Here is a 13,838-nt window from a genome sequence, read left to right on the forward strand (position 1 = left end):
CGTATCCTGCCGGGGTGGCAAGGGGGCTGGGCGACAATCGATCCGATTTTAGTCTGCCCCAAGCCCCTTGCGACGGCCACCCGGCTCTGCCCTTGAGATCACCACACCATGGACTACTCCCTGCCGCCCTCCAGGCGCCTGCCGGCCAGCATCTGGGCCCTGGGTTTTGTGAGCCTGCTCATGGACATTTCGTCGGAAATGATCCACAGCCTGCTGCCCGTCTTCATGGTCACCACGCTGGGCGTGAGCATGCTCACCGTGGGCCTCATCGAGGGGGCGGCCGAGGCCACGGCGCTCATGCTCAAGGTGTTCTCGGGGGTGCTGAGCGACTGGTGGGGGCGGCGCAAGCCGCTGGCGCTGCTCGGCTACGGGCTGGGCGCGTTGTCCAAGCCCCTGTTTGCCATTGCGCCCACCGTGGGCCTGGTGGTCACGGCACGCCTGATCGACCGCGTGGGCAAGGGCATCCGGGGGGCGCCGCGCGATGCACTGGTGGCCGACCTGGCGCCGCCCGGCATGCGCGGCGCGGCGTTCGGGCTGCGGCAGTCGCTCGACACCGTGGGCGCCTTTCTGGGCCCGCTGCTGGCCATGGGCCTGATGCTGCTGTGGGCCAATGACTTTCGTGCGGTGTTCTGGGTGGCCGTCATCCCCGCGGCCCTGTGCGTGACCTTGCTCGTGGTGGGCGTGCGCGAGCCAGAGCCCACCCCAGGTGCTGTACGCACCAACCCCATCCACCGCGTGAATCTGCGCCGCCTCAGTTCTGGCTACTGGTGGGTGGTGGCCCTGGGCGCCGTCTTCACACTGGCGCGCTTCAGCGAGGCGTTTTTGGTGCTGCGCGTGCAGCAGGGCGGCCTGCCGCTGGCCTGGACGCCCCTGGTGCTGGTGCTCATGAACGTGGTGTTTGCGCTGGGCGCCTACCCGCTGGGCAAACTGGCAGACAGCACCCGCCACACCACGCTGCTGGCCTGGGGGCTGGTGGTGCTGATCGCCGCCGATGCGCTGCTGGCCTTCAGCGACCGGGGCACAGTCGCCTGGCTGGGCATTGCGCTGTGGGGCCTGCACATGGCCATGACGCAGGGGCTGCTGGCCACCATGGTGGCCGACACTGCGCCCGCCGACCTGCGTGGCACGGCGTTTGGCATGTTCAACCTGGTCAGCGGCGTGGCGCTGCTGGTGGCCAGCGGCCTGGCGGGCCTGCTGTGGGACCGGCTGGGCGCCAGCGCCACATTTGGCGCCGGAATGCTGTTTGCCGCGCTGGCGCTGGCTGGTGTGTTGGTGCAGTCCGCACGGCACGGCCGCACCCCAAAGCCCACCGTACCGCAGGGCTGAAGTGGGGTGCCGAAGCCTGCCCCTTAAAATCCCTGGATTCCAGCCCGCCCGGCGGGCCTACCAGCACCACACCATCCATGAGCTCTTCTGCCCCCTCCACCCCCATCTCCTACAAAGACGCCGGCGTTGACATCGACGCGGGCGACGCCCTGGTCGAGCGCATCAAGCCGCTGGCCAAGAAGACCATGCGCGAAGGCGTGCTGGCGGGCATCGGCGGCTTCGGCGCACTGTTTGAAGTGCCCAAGCGCTACAAGGAGCCCGTGCTGGTCTCGGGCACCGATGGCGTGGGCACCAAGCTCAAGCTGGCGTTTGAATGGAACATGCACGACACCGTGGGCATCGACCTGGTGGCCATGAGCGTGAATGACGTGCTGGTGCAAGGCGCCGAGCCCCTGTTCTTCCTGGACTACTTCGCCTGCGGCAAGCTCGACGTGGACACGGCCGCGGCCGTGGTGGGCGGCATTGCCAAGGGCTGCGAGCTCTCGGGCTGCGCGCTGATCGGCGGCGAAACCGCCGAAATGCCCGGCATGTACCCTGCTGGCGAATACGACCTGGCCGGCTTTGCCGTGGGCGCGGTCGAAAAGAGCAAGATCCTGACCGGCAAGGACGTGGCCCCTGGTGACGTGGTGCTGGGCCTGGCCAGCCACGGCGTGCACTCCAACGGCTTCTCGCTGGTGCGCAAGTGCATTGACCGCGCTGAAAGCCAGGGCACCGTGCCCGCCACGCTGGACGGCAAGCCCTTCAAACACGCCATCATGGAACCCACCCGCCTGTACGTGAAGAACGTGCTGGCCGCGCTGGCTGCGCATCCCATCAAGGCCCTGGCCCACATCACCGGCGGCGGTTTGCTGGAGAACATTCCCCGCGTGCTGCCCGACGGCACCGCCGCCCACCTCAAGAAGGGCAGCTGGCCCCAGACCGAGCTGTTTGCCTGGCTGCAGAAGACGGCGGGTATCGACGACATCGAGATGAACCGCACCTTCAACAACGGCATCGGCATGGTGGTGGTGGTGGATGCCGCCAACGCTGAGGCTACAGCCGCCACGCTGCGCGCTGCGGGCGAGCAGGTGTACGCCATCGGCACGATTGCCGCGCGTGGTGAAAACGCTGCGGTGGTGGTGGCCTGACCGGTCAGCGCTGTTCTCTCTTTGCCCCTCTCCAGCCACACACCCGCCACACCCTCGCGTATGGCGCAGCGCCCTACCCCCCCCGCGCTCGTATCGCAGCCCGAGTCCAGCCCCCCGCCCCTGCGCCCCGTCAGCCGCGGCATCGTGCTGACCAGCTACGTGCTGGTGGCAGCCATGCTGATGCTGGTGATGTGGCGCGGCCTGTTGCCTGGCCTGCTGTGTGTGTGCCTGGGCTTTCTGCTGACCCGCACGCTCGCTCGCTGGTTTGCGCTGGGGCTGGGGCACATGCAGCGCCAACCCACGGCTTCGCCCAAAGGCGTGCGGCTCGCCCAGATCGCCGCCGCCGCCCTGGTGATGCTGGGGCCTCTGGCGCTGCTGGCGGTAGGGCTTACCCACTCGCGCGGCTACCTCGTGAACGCACCACAGCAATACCTGGAGCTGCTCAACTACATGGCGCGCACGGTGCTGGAGCTGCGCCTGAAGCTGCCGGCCGACATGGCCGCCCACCTGCCGGAAGGCGTGGCGGATATCCAGCGCACCATTGCCGCCTATCTGGGCGCCAAGGCCGGGGCGCTGGCCATGGCGGGCCGGGCATGGCTGGCCGGTGTGTTGTTTGCCTATGTGGGCCTCTTGATCGGTGCCCTGGCCGCCGTGCGGCCGCCCCTCGTTGCAGTGGGGCCGCTGGCCCAGCAGCTCAGGCTGCGCATCCGTCTTTTTGGCGAGGCGTTTCGCCAGATCGTGGCGGCCCAGTTCTGGATTGCGGCCTTCAACACCTTGCTCACAGCCTTGTTTTTGCTGTTCTTGCTGCCGCTGTGGGATCTGCGCCTGCCCTACACTCCGGTGCTGATCACCTTCACGTTCGTGGCGGGGCTCGTGCCCATCGTTGGCAACCTGGTGTGCAACGTGGTCATGACCATCGTGGGGCTGTCGGTGTCACCGCTGGCGGCGGCTGCCTGCCTGGGGTTTCTGATCCTTATCCACAAGGCCGAATACGTGATCAACGCCAAGGTGGTCGGCAGCCGCACCCACATGGGCGTATGGGAACTGCTGTCAGTGATGTTTGTGGCCGAAGCTGTGTTCGGGCCCGCCGGGCTGGTGGCTGCACCGCTGTTCTATGCCTACCTCAAGAAAGAGCTGATCGCGGCGCGGCTGGTATAGCCGCAGGCCGCGGCTCCGCAGGCTGAGGACTGGAGGCTGCGGCCATACACCGCACCTGCAGAAGCCTCATCGGACCGAAACGCCATGCGGCACCGCGGGTTCTTTGATGCCCAGCAGGTCTCCACCGAAGCCCGGTGTTCCTGCGGGTTTGTGCCGAGCAAAACGGCACAAGTGCAGCGGTACGCTGGCTGGGTCAGCAACCCAGCGCACACAACAACTTTTCGGCATCTGGTTTCTCCAGTCGCCGCCCATTCTTCGCATAAAAAAGTCTCCCATGACCATCGCAAAAAAACTCGCTTTTCTGGTGCTTAGTGCCGTGCTGGGCATTGCCGTGATGACGGCGTGGTTCCTGGTGTCCGAGCGGCAATTGATCCTGCAAGAGCGCCAAACCGGGGTGCGCCAGGTCGTCGAGGCGGCGCACGGCATTGCCACCCATTTTCACGACCTCAGCACCCAGGGTGCCATGCCCGACGATGAGGCGCGCAAGCGCGCAGCGGCGGCCATTGGTGCGCTGCGCTACAGCGGCAACGAATACATCTGGATCAACGACATGCATCCGCGCATGGTGATGCACCCCATCCGCCCAGAGCTCAATGGGCAAGACCTCACGGCCAACAAGGATCCCAACGGCAAGCAGCTGTTTGTGGAATTCGTGCGCACCGTGCAGGCCAGCGGTGCGGGCTTTGTGCCGTATCTGTGGCCCAAGGCGGGCAGCGACACGCCAGTCGAAAAGACCTCGTATGTCACAGGCTTTACCCCCTGGGGCTGGGTGATTGGCTCGGGCGTGTACGTCGACACGGTCAACACCACCATCTGGCAGCGCGCGCTGGGCTTTGGCGCGGTGGCGGTGCTGCTGGGGGCTGCCCTGCTGGTGGTCGGCACGCTCATCTCGCGCAACCTGATAAGCCAGCTCGGCGGCGAGCCGGCGTACGCGCGGGCCATTGCGCGCAGCATCTCCGAAGGGGACCTGGCAGTGCAAGTGATCACCCGGCCTGGCGACAAGGCGAGCCTGCTGCTGGACATGCAAACCATGCAAACCAGCCTGCACCGCATCGTGCAGCGGGTGCGCGACGGCACCGAACACATCGCCAGCGCTTCGCAGCAGATCGCTGCGGGCAATCACGACCTGTCAGCGCGCACCGAGTCCCAGGCCAGTGCGCTGGAGCAGACCGCCGCATCGATGGAAGAGATGACCTCCAATGTCAAGCAGAACGCCGACAACGCGCGCCAGGCCAGCGTGCTCGCCCACTCGGCCTCCGAGGTGGCCCGCCAGGGCGGCGCGGTGGTCGAAAAGGTGGTGTCGACCATGGGCTCCATCGACGCGTCGTCGCGCAAGGTGTCCGACATTACCGGCGTGATCGAAGGCATCGCTTTCCAGACCAACATCCTCGCGCTCAATGCGGCCGTAGAGGCTGCACGTGCGGGCGAACAGGGCCGTGGGTTTGCGGTGGTGGCCAGCGAGGTGCGCAGCCTGGCCCAGCGCTCGTCCGAAGCCGCCAAGGAGATTAAGGCGCTGATCAGCCACTCGGCCCAGGAAGTCAAGCAAGGCGCCCAGCTCGCGCAGGAGGCCGGCACCACCATGCAGAATGTGGTGAACAGCGTGGAGCGTGTCTCGTCGGTGATCGAGGAAATCAGCCAAGCCAGCCGCGAACAGACCGACGGCATCGAGCAGATCAACGAAGCGGTCTCGCAGATGGACCAGGGCACCCAACAAAACGCGGCCCTGGTTGAGCAGGCCACGGCGGCGGCCTCCGCACTGCAGCAGCAGGCGCACGAACTCAAACAGGTGGTGGAGGCCTTTCACCTGGAGGGCGAACAGGGCGGGAGCCACGGGGCACCGGTGACAGTGCAGCGGCGACTGGCCTGACCGCAAACAGGGGATGCAAAAAGAGGCGGTGACTGCGGGGTGAAAGCGAAGGGACAGCGGATGCAGGTTGCCTATGTCGGCCTTGCGTCTTTTTTTGCTACGTATTTGCTACGTAATATGTAGCTGCCACTCCATACCCATCAAGCGCAAGGGCCCGATTTGTCTTGCATCGTCATTTCTTGCCCAGAAACTGACGGGCCACAAAGGCCCACACCAATGCCGACGCATCGGGCCCCGCCGGGTCGCTGAAAGGCTGGCTGGCCGCACCGCCGCTCCAGGCATGTGCCAGGCCCTTGACCTCGCGCAGCGTCACCACGGTGCGGCCACCCGCCTTGAAATCCGTCACCTGCATGGCGTGGCGCTGGCCGCGTTGCAGCGTGCGCACCGGGCCCGCGCTGGCGCCCAGCGCATCGGCCCACAGCGCCGCCGTGGCAGCGGCATTGCGCAGCGACACCACACCGTCCGCGTCGCCGTGCACCACCAAAAGTGGTGGCAAGGCGCGGGTCGCCGTGGCCTTGTGGGCGGCGCCCACCACCGCCGCCGCGTCCTGCGGTTGATCCGCCCCGCCGCGCTGGGCCGCAGAGAGCAAGGGCACCACTGGTTCGGGCAGGTGCGCTTCGCGCCGCCCCTGCATGGCCACCATGGCGGTGCCCGATGATTCCGCCGTGCCCGGGGCCACGCCCGAATGCATGGCCACGGCACAAAACCGTGCCGGATAGAGCGCCGCCATCCACACCGCCATGCTGGCACCTGCCGACAGGCCAGCCACCGCCACCCGGGCAAGGTCGATGGGCTGGCGGCGGGCCACCAGATCCACGGCGGCCAGCAGTGTGGCGGCCTCGGCGTCGGCTTTGCCGCTGCGCCGCTCAAACCAGCTCCAGCAGCCGTGTGCGTTGGCCACGCGCTCTTGTTCGGGGTACAGCACAAAAAGGCGCTGGCGCGCCGCCAGCCGGTTCATGCTCGACAACACCGCCAGGTCGCGCCCGGTTTGCCCGCAGCCATGCAACATCACCAGCAGGGGCAACTTTTCTCCCGCTTGCAAAGCCAGGCCGGGTGGCACATACAGGTGATAGCGCCGCGCCCCCGCTGGCCCTGGCGCTACACCGGCCAGCCATTGACCGCGCTCGGGCCCACCGGGTCGGCGGGCGGGACGCCGCACGGGCGCCAACACCTTCACGCGCGCAGGGCGCGCGGGCCGCACCGGCTGCGTCGCACGCACCAGCGCTTTCAGGTTGCGCTGGTAGGCCCGCGTCAAGGCAGCCAGGGTGAACAAACGGGTGCGTGGGGCCATGAATGAAAAGGGTCCGGGGCCGGAATGGCCAGATCAGGGAAAACCCCAATCACCTTAACAGTTTCTCGTGGCTGCTGCTGGTTGGCGCTGACCGCTACTTTTTTCATAGCTGGTACCGCTTGATGCACAAGCGCCAGCAGCACTTTTTCTTTGTAAAAAATTAGCAGGCCACGGATCACCGCCTTTTGCAGCCCGATGGTTAATCATGGCTCAAAATGATCGACTATTGTCTGCACCGGGACGGACTCCAGCCTGTAGCGCTTTCAAAATAAGCGCTCTACCTCACAACCTCCCTAAGAACCCTCCATGAAAATCTGTCTGATTGTGATTGATGTCCAGGAATCATTCCGCCACCGCCCCTTCTTCACGGAGCACGACCTGCCCGCCTACCTTCAGGCCCAGAACGCGCTGATCAACGGGTGTGTCGCCCAGGGCATCCCGGTGGTGCGGGTGTTCCACAGCGACGGCCCCGAGGTGCCCGAGAACCCGTTCTCGCAGGCCTCAGGCCAGGTGCGTGCGCTCGACGGCCTCGCTCCTTTCGATGCAGCCGCCACCTTCACCAAGTCGCGCCACAGCGCCCTGGTGGGCACCGGGCTCGACGTCTGGCTGACAAGCCATGGCATCCAGCGCCTGATCGTGAGCGGTATCCGCACCGAACAGTGCTGCGAAACCACCACGCGCCACGCCTCGGACCTGGGCTGGGACGTGGACTACGTGACCGAAGCCACCTTGACCTGGGACATGGTGCAGCCCGACGGCCAGGTGCTGGTGGCGGCCGACATCAAGACCCGCACGGCCACCGTGCTGCAGGGCCGCTTCGCCACCCTGTGCACCGTGCAGCAGGCGCTGGACCGGGCCACCGCATGAGCAGCAACTCCCCCACCCACGGCGCACGCCCTTTGCAAGTGGCCATCCTCGTTTTCGACGACGTAGAGGCCCTGGACCTGGGCGGACCCTACGAGGTGTTCACCACCGCCAGCCGCATGCACCAGCGCCTGCACCCTGGCGCGCCCGCCCCCTTTGAAGTGCGCTGTGTGGCCCGCAGCCTGGACCCGGTGCGCGCCCGCGCGGGCCTGCGCGTGTTGCCCGATGCGGACTTTGCCACCGCCGCCACGCCCGATGTGCTCATCGTGCCGGGCGGCGTGGTCGATGCCGCCGCGGCTTGCCCCGCCACCCGCGCGTGGGTGGCCCAGGCGGCGGCCAGTGCAAAGATCACGGCCTCGGTGTGCACGGGCGCCTTCATTTTGGCGGCGGCGGGCGTACTCACCGAAGGGCCCGCCACCACACACTGGGAAGACATCACCGACCTGCGCGCGCAGTTTCCGGCGCTCGACGTGCGGGAGAATGTGCGCTGGGTGGACCGGGGTGCGCTGGTCACGTCCGCGGGCATCAGCGCTGGCATCGACATGAGCCTGCACCTCGTCACGCGCCTCGTCAGCGCCGCGCTGTCCGAGCGCACCGCCCGCCAGATGGATACCCCGTGGAACAAGAATCCCTGACCCCTCTTTTACCGCTGCGCCCGCCAAAGGCGGGGGCGCGCCACCCGTGGCCTGGAGGGCGCTAGTTTCTAAGATTGCGAACGGCACAAACAACCCATGATGCAGGACATGCCACCTTCTTCTCCCATCCATGTGTACTTCGCCCTGCTGCCGGGCAGTCTGGTGCTGGACTGGGCAGGCCCGGCCGAAGCCCTGCGCATCGCCAACCAGGCCTTGGTGAACCAGGGCCAACCCGAGCGTTTTGTGCAGCACTTCGTGAGCCCCACACCCCAATCGGTGACATCGGTCGGCGCGGTGGTGACAGGGCTGGAGCCGCTGCCCACCACCCTGCCGACGCCCGCCTGGGTGGTGCTGGTGGGGTTGGCCGGCAAACACATCGACGTGGAGGGCGAAGAGGCCCGCGCGCTGCTGCACTGGCTGCGCGGGCTGCGGCCCGTGGCCGGGCAGCTGGATCTGATCACCGTGTGCGCGGGGTCGGTGCTGGCCGCCCATGCCGGGCTGCTGACCGGGCGCCGCGCCACCACCCACCACCTGCACCTGGATGAGCTGGCGGCCGTAGACCCGCACTGCGACGTGGTGGCCAACCGTGTGTTTGTGGCCGATGGCGCCGTGTACAGCAGCGCGGGCGTGACGACCGGCATCGACCTGCTACTGCACCGCATCTCCGACACCTGCGGCCCCGCGCTGGCGGCCCAGGTGGCGCAATCCATGGTGGTGGCGCTGCGCCGGGGCCCCAACGACCCGGAGTTTTCGCCCTTTCTGCACCACCGCAACCACCTGCACGCCAGCCTGCACCGCGTGCAGGACGCCGTCGGCCAGCAGCCGCAGGCCGACTGGAGCGTGCCCCGCATGGCGGAAGTGGCGCACACGTCGCCCCGGCATCTCACGCGGTTGTTTCTGGAGCATGCGGGCATCGCCCCGCTGCAATACCTGCGCCGCATCCGCCTGGCCACCGCCGAGGCGGCGCTGCAGGCGGGGCGCAACGTGACGCAGGCAGCGCTGATGGCGGGTTTCAGCTCGGACACCCAGTTGCGCCGCGCCTGGCACCAGTTCGGCCGCGAGGGAACCCCGTCACAGGGCAGCCCGGGCCGCGTGCATTGAAAAAATAGCGCGCCGACGTCAGGCAGGAAGAGAGATCGCTGTTTTGGCCTGGCCTGGTTTGGCTTGGTCTTTTTTGGCCTCTAGCTCTTTACCAACAAGCGCCAGGTGCTATCAAAAACATATCAAAATCAGCATACCCCGCGACGCGACCCCACAACGTTCACACCTGCCTGGCACCTGCGGGCGATCGTCGCGATGCTCTGGCTTTTAGTGCGCTCAATACACCTCGGGCACATACATCGACGCTGGCACGGGCTGGCGCAGATACTCCGGATTGCGCACGCGCTCGGGCAACACCACAGTGGGGTGGGGCACTTCCTGATAGGGCAGCTGTGAGAGCAGGTGCGCAATGCAGTTCAAACGCGCTTTTTTCTTGTCCACCGCCTGCACGATCCACCACGGCGCCTCGGGAATGTGGGTGCGCTCCAGCATGGTTTCCTTGGCCTTGGTGTAGGCCTCCCAGCGCACGCGGCTTTCCAGATCCATGGGGCTGAGCTTCCATTGTTTGAGGGGGTCATGAATGCGCCCCAAAAACCGCAGGTGCTGCTCGTCGTCCGTGATGGAGAACCAGTATTTGACCAGCGTGATGCCCGAGCGCACCAGCATCTTCTCGAACTCGGGCACGGTGCGGAAGAACTCTTCGTACTCGTCGTCCGAGCAAAAGCCCATCACCCGCTCGACGCCCGCGCGGTTGTACCAGCTGCGGTCAAACAGCACCATCTCGCCCGCCGCAGGCAGGTGCGCCACGTAGCGCTGAAAGTACCACTGCGTGCGCTCGCGGTCGTTCGGTGCGGGCAGCGCGGCCACGCGGGCCACGCGCGGGTTCAGGCGCTGGGTGATGCGTTTGATGGCGCCGCCCTTGCCTGCGGCATCGCGCCCCTCAAACAGGATCACCACCTTCTGGCGGTTGTGCTGCACCCAGTCCTGCAGCTTGACGAGCTCGCCCTGCAGTCGAAACAACTCGGTGAAATATTGCTGGCGCGCCAGCTTATCGGTGGGCAGCAAGTCGCCGCTGCCATCCACGTTACGGTCTTCGATCTCGAGCTCCAGCTCTTCGTCATAGCTGTCGATCAGGTCGTTGGCGATGCGTTGCATCAGCTCCTGCGTATCGAGTTGGGTGTTGTGGAACATGGGATGTCGTTGCGCACACAAAAATGGATACGCCATAGTGAACCTATTGCGTGACAAATCAATGACAGCACAGTGACGAGGCGATATTTGTCATGACACCGTCACATCGACCCGCCACCCTCGCAGCCGTGCCGTCTTCCGCCCCGCCCCCTCTTGCCGCCACCAGCCTGGCCCACTCCAACGTCCACAACCCCCACTATGGGGGCGACGCCGCAGGGCTCATTTGCGGCTATGTGCTGCGCGCCGATGCCCCACCACGAGAGGTCGATTCGGTGCAGGCGGCACAGTGGCTGGCAGCGTGGCCCCGTGGCGCCACCGCACCGGGTGGAGAGTTTCTGTGGCTCCATTTCAACCTGAGCCAGACCCAATCCGTGCGCTGGATGGAGCGATACGCCGAGCTGCCCGAGGCCTTCTTTGATGCCATCAAGGACCGATCCGTGTCCACCCGCATCGAGCGCGACGACGACACCCTGATTGCCGTGCTCAATGACGCGCATTTCGACTTTGCCTTCGAGCCCTCGGACATCGCCACCTTGTGGACCAGCGTGGCGCCGCACCTCATGGTGACGGGCCGCACGCGCCCCCTGCGGTCCGTGGACGCGTTGCGCACGGCAGTGCGCAACGGAAACGCGCCAAGCTCCAGCGTGGCACTGCTGGCCGAACTGATGCGCACCCAGGCCTCGGGGCTGGTGGACATCGTGCGGGGGGTGACCCAGCGCATCGACGATGTGGAAGACGAGCTGCTGGCTGGCCGGCTGGACCACAAGCGAGCCCGCCTTGGTGTGTTGCGGCGCCTGCTGGTGCGTCTGCAGCGCCTGCTGGCGCCCGAACCCGCCGCGCTGTTTCGCCTGCTGCAACACCCCCCCGCATGGATGGGCAACGACGACGCACAAGAACTGCGCGATTCGACCGAGGAGTTTTCGGTGGTGCTGCGCGATATGCAAGGCCTGCAAGAGCGCATCAAGCTGCTGCAGGAGGAGATCGCCGCCAACGTGCAGGAGGTCAACGGCCGCAGCCTTTTTGTATTGACGGTGGTGACGGTACTGGCCCTGCCCATCAACATCCTGGCGGGGCTTTTTGGCATGAACGTGGGTGGCGTGCCGCTGGCCGACAACGGTCACGGCTTCTGGATCATCGTGGCGGTGGTGGCCGCCTTCACGCTGGTGGCGGCCTGGCTCACCCTGCGGGGCAACCGCGAGCCATAGCACTTCATCACGCACCGAAGGTAATTGGTCGCGATGGGTAGCAGCCACCGAGTTGCCGGGCACCGGGCCCTCTACAATCCCGCCCCTTGCCTTGCTTGTCGGACTGCCCCCGCCCCACCATGAATATCGTCGTCAACGAAGAACTCAAAGCCTATATCGACCCGCTGACCCCCGACGAACACGAGGCCCTGGAGCGCAGCATCCTGGCCGATGGCTGCCGTGATGCGCTGGTGCTGTGGGGTGATGTGCTGGTAGATGGCCACAACCGCTACGGCATCTGCCAAAAGCATGGGCTGCCGTTTCAGACCGTGCAAAACCCGCGCTTCCAGTCGATGGAAGACGTGCACCTGTGGATGATCGATCAGCACCTGGGCCGCCGCAGCGTGTCGGACTTTCAGCGCGGCGTGCTGGCCTTGCGCAAACGCGAAATCGAGACAGACCGGCACAGCCGCAAGGCCACAGCCGCAGCCACCGATGGGCCCGGCGATACCGCCAGCCCCGGCGTGGCTGACAGTGCCCCCGGCAACGAAGCCGCCAGCGCGCTGCCCGCACCCACGCCACTGACCAGCCGCGAGGCCATTGCCAAGGCCGCGCGGCTGAGCAGCAGCCAGGTGGTGATGATCGAAAAAATCCAGAAGCAAGCGGCGCCCGAGCTGGTGGCCGCCGTCAAGTCCGGCACCATCTCAATCAACGCTGCGGCCGCCGTGTCCACGTTGCCCGCTCAAGAGCAGGTAGCGGCCGTCGCTGCGGGCAAGAACGAGCTCAAGCAGGCCGCCAAGCGCGTGCGCGAACTCAACAAACGCAAACCGCGCGATGAGGCGTCTTCAGAAGAAAAGCCTGCAGCGGAAACAGGGTTCAGCGCCGAGGAAGCCGCCGACGAACTGCACACACTGCGCCGCCGCGTGGCAGAACTCACGGTCGAAAACACCGAACTGCACCGGCAACTGGCGCAATTGCAGGCCGACCTGCCCGCAGGCACCCCGCCGTTCTGAACGCCTGTGTTGCGGTAGGGCCGCCGCGCTGTGGCTTCGCATTCCATGGAGTCGAGAGTGGGCAGCCGCGCGGCAAGGTGATCCAGCCATCATTCACGATGGGCGGTGAACGCAAAACCGATCAGCCGTTGGCGTTGCGCAGCACGCTGAGCCGATCGGCAATCAGGTCGGTATCCAGGCCGTCTTCGGCATGGGAGAGATAGGTTTCCAGGTCGGCCACGGCTTCTTCGGTGCTGCCGCGCTCGGCATGCACCAGCCCCCGGTCGCGCCGCTCGCCCCACGCCTCAGGCAACAACACCACGAGGCGATCAAGCACCGCAATCAGGCGCTGCCCGTCGTGCTGGGTGCGGTGCACCTCCTTGAGGTTGCGCAACATGCGCGCAATGATGTCGCGCGGCGTGGCCGCCTGCAGGTACAGGCCCAGCGGCACGTCATAGTCGTCCACCAGACCGTTGCGGCGCTTGTAGGGCTCCAGCCGCTCGGCCAGTTCTTCATGGCTCAGCGATTGCCCCGATAGCGGGTCAATCACCACCTGCCCTTTGGGCAACAGCACCTTGACCATGAAGTGCCCCGGGAACGCAATGCCGCGTGCATGCAGGCCCAGCCCCTGGGCGAGCTCCATCCACAATACAGCCAGCGAGATCGGAATGCCCCGCCGGGTACGCAGCACAGCGTTGAGATAGCTGTTTTCGGGGTCGTAATAGTTGTTGATGTTGCTGCCAAAGCCCAGGTCTGCAAAGAAGAACTGGTTGAGTGTGCGCAAGCGCTGCAAGGCCTGCGCATCGGCCGGCAGGCGGCGCTGGATGCGGGCCAGCATCTGGTCTACATCGCCCAGCAACTGCTGCACATCGAATTCGGGGTATTCGTCCTGGGCCAGGCTGGCGGCCGCCTCCAACAGCGGGAAGTGGTCGTCACTTTGCACCAGAGAGGCGAAGTACTCCAGCGAGGTAGGGATGGAAAGGCTCAGGGGCATATCACAGTTGTAGTGGGCCGACTACTTGCCGTCAAGCCACAAAAAGCCGGTTTACGGGGGATATTTCGGGGCGCTTTTGCGGGTGGATTGCGTCGTTTCCTGGCGTTTTCCGGCATTCGTTGCCGTTGGCCGCAGTGGCCCGCGCCGGCGATGCCAAGCGGCAGGCAA

Annotated in this window: 12 protein-coding genes; 9 read left to right on the top strand and 3 right to left on the bottom strand. The window is 66.1% G+C overall.

Features of this window, described 5'->3' with window-relative positions:
- Positions 1 to 108 precede the first annotated feature (108 nt).
- From KI609_RS17365 to KI609_RS17380, 4 genes are all read left to right on the top strand, one after another.
- Positions 109 to 1,326 carry an MFS transporter gene (locus KI609_RS17365; protein WP_226444808.1) on the top strand — a complete coding sequence of 406 codons (1,218 nt, stop codon included), beginning with the start codon at positions 109 to 111 and terminating at the stop codon, positions 1,324 to 1,326.
- Between the two features lie 77 nt (positions 1,327 to 1,403).
- Entirely contained in the window at positions 1,404 to 2,453 is a 1,050-nt protein-coding gene (gene purM, locus KI609_RS17370) for a phosphoribosylformylglycinamidine cyclo-ligase (protein ID WP_226444809.1), read from the top strand.
- Positions 2,454 to 2,513: 60 nt separating this feature from the next.
- The gene (locus KI609_RS17375) at positions 2,514 to 3,611 is read left to right on the top strand and encodes an AI-2E family transporter (protein ID WP_226444810.1); all 1,098 of its coding nucleotides are present in this window, start codon (positions 2,514 to 2,516) and stop codon (positions 3,609 to 3,611) included.
- Between the two features lie 274 nt (positions 3,612 to 3,885).
- Positions 3,886 to 5,478, top strand: coding sequence for a methyl-accepting chemotaxis protein (locus KI609_RS17380; RefSeq protein WP_226444811.1), 1,593 nt, complete (start codon positions 3,886 to 3,888; stop codon positions 5,476 to 5,478).
- Between the two features lie 172 nt (positions 5,479 to 5,650).
- On the opposite strand, the gene KI609_RS17385 is transcribed toward KI609_RS17380, so the two are convergent.
- The gene (locus KI609_RS17385; RefSeq protein WP_226444812.1) at positions 5,651 to 6,769 is read right to left on the bottom strand and encodes an alpha/beta hydrolase family esterase; all 1,119 of its coding nucleotides are present in this window, start codon (positions 6,767 to 6,769) and stop codon (positions 5,651 to 5,653) included.
- Positions 6,770 to 7,075: 306 nt separating this feature from the next.
- Here KI609_RS17385 and KI609_RS17390 point away from each other — a divergent pair, with 306 nt between their 5' ends.
- The 3 genes from KI609_RS17390 to KI609_RS17400 all read left to right on the top strand — a co-directional run bounded on the left by KI609_RS17390 (position 7,076) and on the right by KI609_RS17400 (position 9,369).
- On the top strand, positions 7,076 to 7,636 hold the full coding sequence (locus tag KI609_RS17390) for a cysteine hydrolase family protein (protein WP_226444813.1): 561 nt from the start codon (positions 7,076 to 7,078) through the stop codon (positions 7,634 to 7,636).
- Positions 7,633 to 8,268, top strand: a complete 636-nt coding sequence (locus KI609_RS17395; RefSeq protein ID WP_226444814.1) for a DJ-1/PfpI family protein — start codon at positions 7,633 to 7,635, stop codon at positions 8,266 to 8,268. Before KI609_RS17390 ends, KI609_RS17395 begins: the two co-directional genes overlap by 4 nt.
- Positions 8,269 to 8,376: 108 nt before the next feature.
- Entirely contained in the window at positions 8,377 to 9,369 is a 993-nt protein-coding gene (locus KI609_RS17400; RefSeq protein ID WP_226444815.1) for a GlxA family transcriptional regulator, read from the top strand.
- 216 nt (positions 9,370 to 9,585) lie between these two features.
- Here KI609_RS17400 and ppk2 read toward each other — a convergent pair whose 3' ends face one another.
- Entirely contained in the window at positions 9,586 to 10,500 is a 915-nt protein-coding gene (gene ppk2, locus KI609_RS17405) for a polyphosphate kinase 2 (protein WP_226444816.1), read from the bottom strand.
- Positions 10,501 to 10,592: 92 nt separating this feature from the next.
- Here ppk2 and KI609_RS17410 point away from each other — a divergent pair, with 92 nt between their 5' ends.
- Together KI609_RS17410 and KI609_RS17415 are read left to right on the top strand one after the other, a co-directional pair.
- Complete coding sequence (locus KI609_RS17410; RefSeq protein WP_226444817.1) at positions 10,593 to 11,705, top strand: transporter; 1,113 nt, start codon at positions 10,593 to 10,595, stop codon at positions 11,703 to 11,705.
- A 119-nt stretch (positions 11,706 to 11,824) separates the two neighbouring features.
- The gene (locus KI609_RS17415; RefSeq protein WP_226444818.1) at positions 11,825 to 12,697 is read left to right on the top strand and encodes a plasmid replication/partition related protein; all 873 of its coding nucleotides are present in this window, start codon (positions 11,825 to 11,827) and stop codon (positions 12,695 to 12,697) included.
- A 121-nt stretch (positions 12,698 to 12,818) separates the two neighbouring features.
- On the opposite strand, the gene KI609_RS17420 is transcribed toward KI609_RS17415, so the two are convergent.
- On the bottom strand, positions 12,819 to 13,670 hold the full coding sequence (locus KI609_RS17420) for a SirB1 family protein (RefSeq protein WP_226444819.1): 852 nt from the start codon (positions 13,668 to 13,670) through the stop codon (positions 12,819 to 12,821).
- Between the last annotated feature and the right edge of the window lie 168 nt (positions 13,671 to 13,838).

It is taken from the genome of Acidovorax radicis (genome assembly GCF_020510705.1).
In the GTDB taxonomy this organism is placed as follows: Bacteria; Pseudomonadota; Gammaproteobacteria; order Burkholderiales; family Burkholderiaceae_C; genus Acidovorax; species Acidovorax radicis_A.

Excerpts from the sequence above, each read along its gene's own strand:
- KI609_RS17365 (WP_226444808.1), top strand. The coding sequence starts at position 109 with ATGGACTACTCCCTGCCGCCCTCCAGGCGCCTGCCGGCCAGCATCTGG.
- purM (WP_226444809.1), top strand. The coding sequence starts at position 1,404 with ATGAGCTCTTCTGCCCCCTCCACCCCCATCTCCTACAAAGACGCCGGC.
- KI609_RS17375 (WP_226444810.1), top strand. The coding sequence starts at position 2,514 with ATGGCGCAGCGCCCTACCCCCCCCGCGCTCGTATCGCAGCCCGAGTCC.
- KI609_RS17380 (WP_226444811.1), top strand. The coding sequence starts at position 3,886 with ATGACCATCGCAAAAAAACTCGCTTTTCTGGTGCTTAGTGCCGTGCTG.
- KI609_RS17385 (WP_226444812.1), bottom strand. The coding sequence starts at position 6,769 with ATGGCCCCACGCACCCGTTTGTTCACCCTGGCTGCCTTGACGCGGGCC.
- KI609_RS17390 (WP_226444813.1), top strand. The coding sequence starts at position 7,076 with ATGAAAATCTGTCTGATTGTGATTGATGTCCAGGAATCATTCCGCCAC.
- KI609_RS17395 (WP_226444814.1), top strand. The coding sequence starts at position 7,633 with ATGAGCAGCAACTCCCCCACCCACGGCGCACGCCCTTTGCAAGTGGCC.
- KI609_RS17400 (WP_226444815.1), top strand. The coding sequence starts at position 8,377 with ATGCCACCTTCTTCTCCCATCCATGTGTACTTCGCCCTGCTGCCGGGC.
- ppk2 (WP_226444816.1), bottom strand. The coding sequence starts at position 10,500 with ATGTTCCACAACACCCAACTCGATACGCAGGAGCTGATGCAACGCATC.
- KI609_RS17410 (WP_226444817.1), top strand. The coding sequence starts at position 10,593 with ATGACACCGTCACATCGACCCGCCACCCTCGCAGCCGTGCCGTCTTCC.
- KI609_RS17415 (WP_226444818.1), top strand. The coding sequence starts at position 11,825 with ATGAATATCGTCGTCAACGAAGAACTCAAAGCCTATATCGACCCGCTG.
- KI609_RS17420 (WP_226444819.1), bottom strand. The coding sequence starts at position 13,670 with ATGCCCCTGAGCCTTTCCATCCCTACCTCGCTGGAGTACTTCGCCTCT.